Source organism: Nocardia farcinica (assembly GCF_029867845.1).
Lineage (GTDB): Bacteria > Actinomycetota > Actinomycetes > Mycobacteriales > Mycobacteriaceae > Nocardia > Nocardia farcinica_A.
Genome location: NZ_JARWRU010001086.1, coordinates 1 through 13048, shown reverse-complemented (window position 1 = coordinate 13048; position 13048 = coordinate 1). Strand labels below are relative to the sequence as shown.

Annotated in this window: 4 protein-coding genes; all 4 read left to right on the top strand. The window is 74.3% G+C overall.

What is annotated here, in order from left to right:
- Window positions 1-44: 44 nt before the first annotated feature.
- Genes QH283_RS23990 through QH283_RS23975 form a run of 4 tightly spaced genes read left to right on the top strand, consistent with a single transcriptional unit; the run spans window position 45 to window position 12759 of the window.
- On the top strand, window positions 45-10118 hold the full coding sequence (locus QH283_RS23990; protein ID WP_348538304.1) for an amino acid adenylation domain-containing protein: 10074 nt from the start codon (window positions 45-47) through the stop codon (window positions 10116-10118).
- On the top strand, window positions 10115-11092 hold the full coding sequence (locus tag QH283_RS23985) for an ATP-binding cassette domain-containing protein (protein WP_280505200.1): 978 nt from the start codon (window positions 10115-10117) through the stop codon (window positions 11090-11092). Before QH283_RS23990 ends, QH283_RS23985 begins: the two co-directional genes overlap by 4 nt.
- Window positions 11089-11940 (top strand): ABC transporter permease, encoded by an 852-nt coding sequence (locus tag QH283_RS23980; RefSeq protein WP_280505199.1) that lies wholly within the window; start codon window positions 11089-11091, stop codon window positions 11938-11940. The genes QH283_RS23985 and QH283_RS23980 overlap by 4 nt, the downstream gene beginning before the upstream one ends.
- Window positions 11941-12759, top strand: a complete 819-nt coding sequence (locus tag QH283_RS23975) for an ABC transporter permease (RefSeq protein WP_280505198.1) — start codon at window positions 11941-11943, stop codon at window positions 12757-12759. It abuts the gene before it with no gap.
- Window positions 12760-13048: the final 289 nt, after the last annotated feature.

The following is a 13048-nucleotide window of genomic DNA, read 5'->3' as shown; positions in this document are numbered from 1 at the left end:
GCGACCCGGGCCCGACCGGGGCCCGCTACGGGCAGGCCGCCCTTATCCCCCTGCCGGCCGGCAGCACCGCCGAGCTGTGGATCGCGGCCGTGCGGGCGCTGCTCGACCGGCACGACATGCTGCGCAGCAGGCTGCGGCCCGCCGGCGACGGCTGGGAGTGGATCGTCACCGAGCCGGGGACGGTCGACGCGGCGGAGCTGGTCGAGGTCGTCACCGTGCCACCGGCCCCGGTCGACGGCGCCGGGCACGGCGACGCCGGCTCCCCCGAGGCGTCGCGAGCGACTGTCCTGGAGGCCGCCCTCCAGGACGCGGCGGACCGCCTCGATCCGGCGGCCGGGATCATGGCGCGCTTCGCGCTCGTCCGGCCCGCCGACGACTCCGAGCCGGTGCCGCTGTGGCTGGTGCTGCACCACCTGGTGGTCGACGGCGTCTCCTGGCGCATCCTGCTGCCCGACCTGGTCACCGCATGGGCGGGCGGGGAACCGGAGCCCACCGGCACCTCCTTCCGCCGCTGGGCGCGCGCGCTCACCGAGCAGGCCGCCGAGCGCGCGGCGGAACTGCCGTTGTGGCGGCGGATCTGCTCGACCGAGGACCCGCCGCTGGGCCGTCGCGCCGCCGACCCGGCCCGCGACGTGGTGGCCACCGCGGGGGAACTGCGCACCGTGGTGCCCGCCGAGGTCGCCGGCACGGTGGTCGACGCCCTGCCCGCGCTGTTCCACTGCGGCGCCGACGACGTCCTGCTGGCCGCGCTGGCCATGGCCGTCGGCCGCTGGCGCGCCCGCACCCGCGTCGTGGTGACCCTGGAGGGCCACGGCCGCGAGGAATCGGTGCTGCCCGGCGCGGATCTGGCGCGCACGGTCGGCTGGTTCACCACCGTGCACCCGCTGGCCCTCGACCTGACCGGCATCGACCTCGACGAGGCGTTCGCGGGCGGCCCGGCGGCCGGTGCGGCGGTGCGGGCGATCAAGGAACAGGTGCGCGCCGTGCCGGACAAGGGCATCGGCTACGGCATGCTGCGCCACCTGAACCCCGACACCGCACCGGTGCTCGCCACCGGCGGGCAACCGCAGATCGCGTTCAACTACCTCGGCCGCGTCACCGCCGAGGCGGGCGAGCACCACTGGACGCCGAGGCGATTCGCCTCGACCACCGACGACAGCGCCCCGCTGCCCGCGGTCGTCGACATCAACGCCATCCTCGGCGGCGACGGGCTCGACGTCACCTGGACCTACGCCAGGGAGATCCTCGACGCCGACGATCTCGCCGAGCTGGCCGGACACTGGGCGGCGGCGCTGGCGGCGCTCGCCGGGCACGCGAACCTGCCGGGCGCGGGCGGGCACACCCCCTCGGACTTCCCGCTCACCACCGTCACCCAGGCCGAGATCGACGCCTGGGAGCGCGCATACCCGGATCTGGACCAGGTGTGGCCGCTGTCTCCGCTCCAGTACGGCCTGCTGTTCCACGCGCGCTACGACACCGACACCGCCGACGGTTACACCGTGCAGACCCGGCTGGCGCTGGCGGGCCGGGTCGACGCCCGGCGGCTCAGGCAGGCCGCGCAGGTGCTGGTCGACCGGCACGAGAACCTGCGGGTCGCCTTCGTCGAGACCCCGGACGGCCCGCGTCAGCTGGTGCTCGCCGACGCCGAGGTGGACTGGCGCGACACCGATCTCACCGGCCTGTCCCACGCCGACGCCGCCCGCGAACGCGACCGCCTGCTGGCCGTCGACGCCAACACCCGCTTCGACCTGACCCGCCCACCGCTGCTGCGCTTCCAGCTCATCCGCGAGGCCGACGAGCTGTACACGCTGCTCATGACCAATCACCACCTGGTGCTCGACGGCTGGTCCACCCCGCTGCTGGTGCGCGAGCTGCTCACCGTCTACATCGCCGCGGGCGTGGGCGCGCGGCCCGCCGAGGTGCTCGACCCGGCCCCGTCCTATCGCGGCTTCCTGGCCTGGCTCGCCGAACGGCAGCGGGCGGGCGCCGACGGCGCCGACACGGTGGCGGCCTGGCGGCAGGCGCTGGCGGGCGTCGACGCCCCCACCCGCGCGGTGCCCACGCTGGCGGGCATCCGCTCCACCGAGTCCGGCACCGTCTCGGTGGATCTGCCCGCGACCGCCGTCGCCCGGTTGGAGGCCACCACCCGCGCGGCGGGCGCCACGGTGAACGTGGCCGTGCAGTCGGCCTGGGCGCTGCTGCTGGCCATGCTGACCGGCCGCACCGATGTGGTGTTCGGCGGTACCGTCTCCGGCCGTCCGCCGGACCTGCCCGGGGTGGAGGAGATGGTCGGCCTGTTCATCAACACCCTGCCGGTGCGGGTGCGGCTCGACCCGCACGAGCGGGTGTCGGACCTGCTGGCCAGGGTGCAGGCCGAACAGGCCGCGCTGCTCGACCACCAGCACGTGGGGCTGGCCGCCATCCACGAGGCGGTCGGGCTGCCCGAACTGTTCGACACCCTCACCGTCTTCGAGTCCTACCCGATCGACCGCGAGGCACTCTCGCAGTCCCTGGACATCGCGGGCATGCGGGTGCTCGACGTCTCTGGCACCGACGCCACCCCGTACCCGCTGAACCTCATGGTCGTCCCGTTGCACGGCGAGCCGGGGGACCCGGGCGACCGGTTGCGGCTGTCGATCAAGTACATGGCCGACCATCTGCCCGAGGCGCGGGCCCGGCAGCTGCTCGACCGCTTCGTCGGCCTGCTCGAGCAGATCGCCGCGCACCCCGGCCACCGGGTGGCCGCCCTGCAGCACTGCGATCCGGGCGAGCGCGCCGCGCTGCTGCCGGTGCGCGGACCCGCCTCCGTGCCCGCCCGCACGCTGCCGGAGATCCTCACCGCCGCGGCCGCGCTCGACCCCGACGCCGTCGCGGTGCGCGCCGGCGAGGACACCATGACCTATCGCGAACTCGACGCCTGGTCCAACCGGTTCGCCCGGGTGCTGCTGCGCCGCGGCATCGGCGCCGAGGTCTTCGTCGTGCTCGCGCTGACCCGCTCGGTGGAATCCGTGGTGGCGGTGTGGGCGCTGGTCAAGACCGGCGCCGCCTTCGCCCCGCTCGACCCCAACCACCCGGTCGAGCGCATCGAGCACATCCTCACCGACTCGAAAGCGCCCATCGGCGTCACCGTGCGCGCCACCGGCGAGACCCTGCCCGGCACCATCGACTGGCTGCTGCTGGACGACCTGAACACCATCCGGCGCGTGATGACCGTGCCCGACGACCCGATCACCGACCACGAGCGCGGCGGCGCCATCCGCCTCGACCAGGTTGCCTACCTGATCTACACCTCCGGCTCCACCGGCAAGCCGAAGGCGGTGTTGCTCGGCCATCGCGGCATCGCCGATCTGGTGGCCGCGCAACACGAATCGCTGGAACTGGACGCCACCGCCCGCGCCCTGCAGGTCGCCTCGCCGAGCTTCGACGCCTCGGTGTTCGAGATGCTGTCCGCGCACGCCGCGGGCGGCACCCTGGTGATCTCGCCGCCGGAGGTCTACGGCGGCGCGGAACTGAAACGGCTGCTGCGCGAGCAGCGGGTCAGCCATGCCGTCATCACGCCGTCGGTGCTGGCCACCATGAACCCGGACCGGCTGCCCGACCTGCGGGTGCTCGCCGTCGCTGGCGAGGCGTCCGGGCCGGAGCTGACCGTCCAGTGGTCGCCCGGCAGGCGGTTGCTGAACCTGTACGGCCCCACCGAGTTCAGCATCTGGGCGACCGGGCCGGGCGAGCTGCGGGCGGGGGAGCGGGTCACCATCGGCGGCCCCATCCGTGGCGCGGCGGCGCTGGTGCTCGACCAGTGGCTGCGGCCCGTCCCGGTCGGCGTGGAGGGCGGGCTGTACCTGGCGGGCCCGGCCATCGCGCGCGGCTACTTCAACCGGTTCGCCCTCACCGCCGCCCGTTTCGTGGCCGATCCGTGGGGCGCGCCGGGGCAGCGCATGTACCGCACCGGCGACATGGTGCGCTGGGTGTCCGGCGAGCGTGGTCTCGAGCTGGAATACCTGGGGCGCAGCGACTTCCAGGTGAAGATCCGCGGCCTGCGCATCGAACTCGGCGAGATCGACGCCGTGCTCACCGCCGACGACGAGGTCGAGTACGCCGCCACCCTCGGCTGCCCGGGACCGTCCGGGGAGACCGTGCTCGTCTCCTACGTCCTCGCCGCCGACCGCTCGCCCGGGGACACCGGCCCGCGCCTGGACACCGAGCGGCTGCGCACCCGTGTGGCCGCGGCCCTGCCCGGCTACATGGTGCCCGCCGTCGTCGTCGAACTCGACGACCTGCCGCTCACCCCCGTCGGCAAGCTGGACCGCAAAGCCCTCCCGCAGCCGGACTTCTCGCCGTCCGCCCGCCCCTATCTCGCCCCGCGCACCCCGGTGGAGCGGGCGGTGGCCGAGATCTTCGCCGAGGTGCTCGGCCTGGAGCGGGTCAGCATCGACCACTCCTTCTTCGACCTGGGCGGCAATTCGCTCAGCGCCACCAAGGTGGTGGCCCGCGTCGATGCCGCCCTCGGCGCGAGGATCGCCCTGCGCGACCTGTTCGACGCCCCGACCCCGGCCCAGCTCGCCAGCCGGGTGGTGCCCGCCGCACCGGGGGAGCGGGCCCGCTTCGCCCTCGGCCCCCGCCCCCGCCCCGACCGGGTGCCGCTCTCTCCGGCGCAGCAGCGCATGTGGGTGCTCAACCGCCTCGAACCTGGCTCGCCCGCCTACAACATCGCCGTGGCCCTGCGCCTGACCGGCGCTCTCGACACCGACGCCATGCGCCGGGCCCTGGTCGCCGTTGTCCGCAGGCACGAGAGCCTGCGCACCGTCTATCCGGCCGACGCCGAGGGACCGCGCCAGGTGGTCATCGACGCCGAACACGCCGTGCCGGACCTGCCGGTGGAGGAAGTCGCCGACGGGGCGCCCCTGCGCGCCGCCGTCGCCGAGATCGCGGGCCGCGGTTTCGACCTGACCACCGACCCGCCGCTGCGCGCCCGGTTGCTGCGACTGAACCAGGGCACCGCGACGGCGGGTGCCGAAGCGCCCCTCGACACCACGGCGGGCAACGGCGCCGCGCCGGAGCACGTGATCGTGCTGGTGGTGCACCACATCAGCGCCGACGGCGCCTCGATGGCCCCGCTGGCGGCCGATCTGGTCGCCGCCTACGCCGCCGAGGCGGCGGGCCGGGCGGCCGAGCTGCCCGAGCTGCCCGTCCACTACGCCGATTACGCGCTGTGGCATCGGGAGCTGCTCGGCGCGGAGGACGACCCGGACTCGCCGGCCGCGCGGCAGCTCGCCTTCTGGACCGAAACCCTGGCAGGCGCACCGGAATCGCTGGAACCGGCCGCGGACCGCCCCCGCCCCGCGGTGCAGTCCCTGCGCGGCGCCGACCTGTCGTTCACCGTCCCGGCCGCGCTGCACCGGCGGATGGCACAGCTGGCCGCCGAGTCCGGCGCGAGCCTGTTCATGGTCGCGCACGCCGCCTTCGCGGTGCTGCTGTCGCGGCTCGGCAACACGAGCGATGTGGTGATCGGCACCGCGGTGGCCGGGCGCGGCGAGGCCGCGCTGGACGGCATGGTCGGCATGTTCGTCAACACCCTCGCCCTGCGCACGGCCGTCGACCCGCAGCGCGGCTTCCGCGAGCTGCTCGCCGACGTCCGCGCGGGCGACCTGGCCGCCTTCGCCAACGCCGACGTCCCGTTCGAGCGCCTGGTCCAGCACCTGGACCCGCCGCGCTCCACCGCCCACCACCCGATCTTCCAGTCCACCCTGTCCTTGCAGAACTTCGTCGACCCGGTCCTGGAGCTGCCCGGCCTCCGCATCGCCGTGGAAGACCTCGATCGCGACGCCACCCAGTTCGACCTGGCCCTCGACCTTCGGGAACGATCCGAGAACGGCGAACCGGCAGGCCTGGAGGCGGTGCTGACCTACGCCACCGACCTGTTCGACCCCGCCACCGCCGAGGCCGTGGCCCGTCGCTGGACGGCTCTGCTCGACGCCGCACTCGCCGACCCGGCCGCCCGCGTCGGCGATCTCGACCTGCTCCTGCCCGAGGAACGCCACCTCGTCCCGGCCCGCGGCCCGCGGAGTCGCGAAACCGTCACGCTGCCCGAGCTTCTCGCCACGACCGCCGCCGCGCACCCCGACCGCCCCGCCGTGGTCGCCGACGGACACACCCTCACCTATCGCGAGCTGGACCGCCGCGCGGCCCGGCTCGCGGCCCGGCTGGCCGGTGCGGGCGCAGGCCGGGAAACGGTCGTCGCCCTCGGGCTCGCCCGCGGCGCCGACCTGCTCATCGCCCTGTGGGCCGTCGCCCGTACGGGCGCGGCCTTCCTCCCGGTCGACCCGAAGTACCCGGCGGAGCGCGTCGAGCACATGCTCACCGATTCCGGCGCCACCCTCGGCCTCACCCTCGCCGCACACGCCGAGACCCTCCCCGGCGCGGCCCGGTGGATCGTCCTCGACGAAGCCACCGGCGACAGTGCGGCCGACGGCCCCGCGGCCCCCGGCGACCGACCGGCCGACGGGACCGCCCCGCGCCCCGACCTGCCCGCGTGGATGATCTACACCTCCGGCTCGACCGGAACCCCCAAGGGCGTCACCGTCACCCACCGTGGCCTCGCCGATCTGGTCGCCGCGCAGCGGGAGACCCTGCGGCTCGACGAGCACGCCCGCGTCCTCCAAGTGGCCTCGCCGAGCTTCGACGCCTCGGTGTTCGAGGCGCTCATGGCCTTCGGAGCCGGCGGCGCAGGCGTGGTGGCACCGCCGGACGTGTACGGCGGGGCGCCGCTGGCGGAGCTGATCGCCGAGCAGGGGGTGACGCACATGGTCATCACCCCCTCGGCGCTGGCGACCCTCGACCCGGAAGCGGTGCCCTCGGTGCGGGTGCTCGCGGTGGCGGGCGAGGCGATCGGCGCGGACCTGGTGCGGCGCTGGGCGCGCGGGCGCACCATGCTGAACCTCTACGGCCCCACCGAATCCACCATCTGGGCCACCGCCGCGCCGCTGGTCGCCGGCACGCCCGTGACCATCGGCGGGCCGATCCGGGGAACGGGCGTGCTGGTGCTGGACGCGCGGTTGCGGCCGGTGCCCACCGGCGTGCCGGGCGAGCTGTACCTGTCCGGTCCGGCGCTGGCGCGCGGCTACCACGGCAGGCCGGAACTGAACGCCACCCGTTTCGTCGCCGACCCCTACGGCGCGCCGGGCGAGCGCATGTACCGCACCGGCGACCTGGTGCGCTGGACCCGCACCGGCGAGCTGGAATACCTCGGCCGCACCGACTTCCAGGTGAAGGTGCGCGGCCAGCGCGTGGAACTCGGCGAGATCGACACCGTCCTCACCGCCGCGCCGGGCGTCGAATTCGCCCTCACCCTCGGCGTTCCCGGACCGGGCGGCGGCACCGCGCTGGCCGCCTATCTGGTGGCCGAGCCCGGCGCGGCGATCGATGTGGCCGCCGTCCGCGAGCACGCCGCGGCGAGCCTGCCCGCGCACATGGTTCCCGCCGCCTTCGTGGTGCTCGACGCCATCCCGCGCGACGCGGTCGGCAAGCTCGACCGCAAGGCGCTGCCCGCCCCGGTGTTCGGCCCTGCGGAGGGCGAATACATCGCCCCGGTCACGGCGACCGAACAGACGCTGGCAGGCATCGTGGCCGATCTGCTCGGCCGCGACCGGGTCGGCGTCACCGACTCCTTCTTCGCCCTCGGCGGCGACAGCATCCTGGCCATCCAGCTGGTCTCGCGGGCCAAGGCGGCGGGCCTGACCATCACCCCGGTGCAGGTGTTCGAGCACCGCACCGTCGGCGCGCTGGCCGCGGTCGCCGACCGGGCCGGGGTCGCGGTCACGCTGGCGGAACTGCCGGGTGGCGGCGTCGGCGAGATGCCGCTGACGCCGATCGTGCGCTACCTGATCGAGCGCGGCGGCGACTTCGACCGCTTCGCCCAGACCGCGGTGCTGGAACTGCCGGCGGGCATCGACGCCGACGGGCTCACCGCCACTCTGGCCGCCGTGCTGGAACGCCACGACATGCTGCGCGCCAGGCTGTTCCGCGACGGCGCGCGCTGGCGGCTGGAGACCCGTCCCGCCGACGAGGTGGACGTGAGCGCGCTGGTGCGCCGGGTGGAGTTTCCCGCCGCCGCCGACCCGGTGGACCTGCGCGAATTCGCCGTCACCGAGCTCGAGGCCGCCCTCGACAGCCTCGACCCCGCCGACGGCGCGGTGCTGCGCTTCGTCTGGCTCGATCCGGTCGGCGTCGCCGGGGCGCGCCCGCGCACCGGCCGGTTGATCGTGGTGGCCCACCACCTGGTGATCGACGGTGTGTCCTGGCGCATCCTGGTGCCCGACCTGATGGCCGCCTGGGCGCAGGTCTCCACCGGCAACCGCCCGGTGCTCGCCGACACCGGCACCTCGATGCGGCGCTGGGCGCACGCGCTGGCCGAGCACGCCCGCAGCCCGAGGCGCGCCGCCGAACTCGACTTCTGGCGCGCCGTGCTCGACGGCCCCGATCCCGGCTTCGGCGCGCGCGAACTCGACCCCGCCGTCGACACCGCGGGCACGCTCGACCAGGTCGAGGTGGAGCTGCCCGAACAGGTCACCGCCGATCTGCTCACCACCCTGCCCGCCCTGTTCGACGGCGGCGCCGAGGACGGCCTGCTCACCGCGCTGGCCTGTGCGGTGCGCACCTGGCGGGCCCGCCGCGACACCGACACCGCTGACGTGCTGGTCCGGCTGGAGGGTCACGGCCGCCAGGAGGAGGTGATCCCCGGCGCCGACCTGTCGCGCACCATCGGCTGGTTCACCACCATCCACCCGGTGCGCCTGCGCCCCGGCGACGTCGGCGACCCGGCCGGGCTCGGCGCGGCCGTGCGCGCGGTGAAGCACCAGCTGCGCGCCGTCCCGGACAAGGGCATCGGCTTCGGCCTGCTGCGCCATCTGAATCCCGAGACCGCGCGGAATCTTCCGCGCGCGCTGCCGGGCCGGGTGGCCTTCAACTACCTCGGCCGTTACTCAACCGGCGATATCCCCGCCGGACTGGAAGGTCTCGGCTGGCTGCCCGCCGAGGACCTGGGCGATCTGCCCGCCGCCGAGCACCCGAGCGTGCCCGCCCAGGTCGAGGTCGACGTCAACGCGGTCGTCACCGGCGACCGCCTGCGGGCGAGCTTCGGCTTCCCCGCCACCCTGCTCGACCGGGCCGACGTGGCCGAACTGGCCGGGCTGTGGGTCGAATTCCTCACCGAGCTGGCCCGATTCGCGCACACCCCGGAGGGCAGGCGGGCCGGGGAGGAGGAACGCCGCGCCGCCGCCGAACGCGCCGCCGCCGATGCGGCCGCCGCCCCGCCGAGCGCCCCGCCCGGACTCGGCCTCGACGTGCTGCTGCCCATCCGCACCGAGGGCGCCGAGCCCGCCCTGTTCTGCGTGCACCCGTCGTCCGGCATGGCCTGGACCTATCTCGGCCTGGCCGAGGCGCTGGCGCCCGGCCGCCCGATCCACGGCCTCCAGGCGCCCGACCTGAGCGGCACGGAGCCCTCGGCGACCAGCATCGAGGAGTTCGCCCGCCGGTACGTCGCCGAGATCAGGGCGGTGCAGCCGCAGGGGCCGTACCACCTGCTCGGCTGGTCCTTCGGCGGGCTCATCGCCCACGCCATGGCCGCGCGGCTCGAGCGCGAGGGGCAGCGGGTCGGTGTGCTCGCCCTGCTCGACGCCGACAGCGGCGACATCGACGGCGACAGCATCGAACCTTTGACCCCGGGGAAGTTCGCGCACACCTTCGGCTCGGTCTTCGGCATCGACGACATCCCCGAGACCGCCACCGCGCGGGAGGCCGCCGACCACATCGCCGCTCGCATGGGCGGGGCGCGGTTGCTCGACGCGGACACCCTCACCAGGATGGCCGCCTCCTACAACGCCTCCGCCCGCACCCGCACCGGCTACCGGCGCCCGGTCTACCACGGCCCGGCCGTCTACTTCCGCGCCACCGTGCCCTCCCCGGACATCGAGGGCGAGTTCGGACCCGAGGGCTGGGCGCCCTACATCACCGGCCCGATCACCACCCACGACATCGAGGCCACCCACGACGAGCTGACCGCCCCGCACATCCTGCCGGAGATCGCCCGGCAGCTCGACCGGCACCTTGGAGGCACCCAGTGAACGAACCAGCGGTTGTGGTCGAAGGCGTCGAGAAGTCCTTCGGCGAGGTCCGTGCCCTGCGCGGCGTCGACTTCGCCGCCGCCCAGGGGGAGGTGCTCGGCATCCTCGGCCCCAACGGCGCGGGCAAGACCACCACGGTCAACATCCTGTCCACGCTGGTCACCCCGGACCGGGGACGCGCCGCCGTGGCCGGATACGACGTGGTCGCCGAACCCGCCGAGGTGCGCCGCCGCATCATGCTCACCGGCCAGTTCGCCGCCCTCGACGACATGCTCACCGGCTACGAGAATCTGGTCATGTTCGGCAGGCTGCTCGGCCTGCGCAAGCGGACCGCGCGGGCCAGGGCGCGGGAACTGCTCGTGGAATTCGACCTCACCGGCGCCGCCGATCGTCGCGTCGGCACCTACTCAGGCGGTATGCGCCGTCGCATCGACATCGCCTGCGGCCTGGTCGTCCGCCCCGAGGTGGTCTTCCTCGACGAGCCGACCACCGGCCTCGACCCGCGCAGCCGCCAGGGCGTGTGGGATCTGGTCGGCGGCTTCCGCGAGCACGGCATCACCACCCTGCTCACCACGCAGTACCTGGAAGAGGCCGACGCGCTGTGCGACCGGATCATCGTCATCGACCACGGCCGGGTCATCGCGGAGGGCACCGCCGACGAACTCAAGGCACGCACCGGCGGCAGCTACTGCGAGGTGGTGCCGCTGCGGCTCGAGGACCTGCCCGCCATCGTCACCGCGCTCGGCCCGCTGCTGCCGCCGGAGAGCCCGGCCGCACTCGCGCCCGACGCCGACCGGCTGGCCATCCCCGCCCCGGACGGCGCGAAGACCCTCGCCGAGGCGCTGCGCAGGCTCGACGCCGCAGGCGTCGAACTGGTCGACATCGCCCTGCGCAGGCCCTCCCTCGACGAGGTGTTCCTGCACCTGACCGGGCACCCGGCCGAGGCTTTCGTGGACAGCGAGGTCCCGGCGTGAGCGCCCGCCCGGCCCTCGTGGCCGCGGGCCCGCACAGCGGTGCGTGGCTGACCGATCTGCGCGCCGCGCCGGTGCGGTTGTGGCAGTGGTGGGTGCTGACCATCCGCATGCTCGTCCCCGCGATCAAGACCGGCGAGATCCTGACCTCGGTGCTCGCGCCCGCCGCCTTCACCGCGAGTTTCTACATCCCGCTGAAGACCGTGATGAGTTTCTCCGGGCTGGGATTCAGCAGCTACGCCCAGTTCATGATGCCGCTGGTGGTGTTGCAGGCGGCGGCCTTCACCGCCATCGGCGCGGCCCTGCGCTCGGCCACCGACGCGGTGTCCGGGCTCGACCGCCGCTTCGCCGCCATGCCGGTGGGGCGGCTGGTGCCGTTCTCGGCGCGGATGGCGGGCAATGTGGTCCGGCTGCTCATCGCCCAGGCCGCCGCCCTGACCTGCGGGCACGTCATCGGTTTCCGGTTCGCGCAGGACTGGGCGCACACCATGGGCTTCGTCGGGCTCGGCCTGCTCATCGGAGTGGCCTTCACCCTCGGCGCCGACGTCATCGGCACCGCCTCCAAGAGCCCGGAGACCACCACCCAGGCGCTGCTGCTGCCGCCGTTGATCCTCGGCATGCTCTCCACCGGCATCGCGCCCGCCGCTCAGTTCCCGGACTGGGTGCAGCCGTTCGTGCGCAACCAGCCGGTCTCGCAGTTCGCCACCGCGCTGCGGGCGCTGGCCGGGGACAACCAGGGCAATGCCGGGGTGGCCGACTGGGCCACCATGACGCCCGCCCTGCTGTGGATCGGGGCCATCGTGGTGCTGGCCCTGCCGTTCGCCGTCCGCTTCGCGATTCGGAGGTCCTAGATGGTGACCGCACTGACCACAGCGGCCGAAGGCGCTCCGCGCGCGGAGAACTCGGCGGCCACGCTGGTCTCCAACGTCTCGGTGCAGACCCAGCGGCTGCTGCTGCGCTGGCTGCGCAACCCGGTGGCGCTGCTGGAGACCCTCGTCATCCCGTGCCTGCTGCTGCTGATGCTCGACATCGTGGTCGGCGGGCAGATCGAGCGGTTCACCGGCGAGGACGCGCTGTTCGGGTCGGTGCCCATGGTGGCCTCGGTGGGAGCGCTGTCCGGCGCGGTCACCGCCGGGGTCATGCTCGGCCGTGAACGCGAGGCCGGGCTGCTGGCCCGCTTCTGGGTGCTGCCGGTGCACCGGGCGTCCGGGCTGATCGCGCGCGTGCTCGCCGAGGGCTGCCGCATCCTCGCAGGCACGCTGGTGGTGGTGCTGGTCGGCTACCTGCTCGGCTTCCGCTTCCGGCAGGGACTGCTGCCCGCGCTGGCGTTCGTCGGCGTGCCGGTGCTCTTCGGTCTTGCCTTCGCGACCCTCGTGACCGCCGTCGCGGTGTTCACCGCCAGAACCGTGCTGGTCGAGGGCATCACGATCCTCAGCACCCTGTTGATGTTCTTCAGCACCGGATTCGTGCCGCTGATCGCCTTCCCGGAATGGATCCAGCCGATCGTGCGCAATCAGCCCATGTCGGCCGCGGTCGACACGATGAAGGCGCTAGCCCTCGGCGGGCCGCTTGCCCGTCCTCTCACCCTCATCCTGGCCTGGTCCCTCGGCGCCGTCCTGCTCTGCGCCGTTCCCGCCGCCATCGGCTACCGCAGGGCCAGCAGGCGCTGAATCCCGCGCCGGGGGCGCTGTTCCGTCGTGCGCCGCGGGCGCTGTGGTGTCGTGCGCCGCGGGCGCTGTGGTGTCCCGCGCGCCGGATTCACCCGGCGCGGTTACCGCCGCCGAGGTGTCGCTCGTCGTGGGGGCGGGCGCCGGCGCCGCAGGGCGGGGGGGGGGGGGGGGGGGGGGGGGGGGGGGGGGGCCCCCCCCCGGGGGGGGGGGGGGGGGGGGGGGGGGGGGGGGGGGGGAGATGGGGGGGGGGTTTTTAAAAAAAATAAGGGAGGGGGGGGGAGGGTGGTGT

What these genes read in the sequence shown, in the direction of transcription:
- QH283_RS23975 (WP_280505198.1), top strand. Translation starts at nt 11,941, where the DNA reads ATGGTGACCGCACTGACCACAGCGGCCGAAGGCGCTCCGCGCGCGGAG.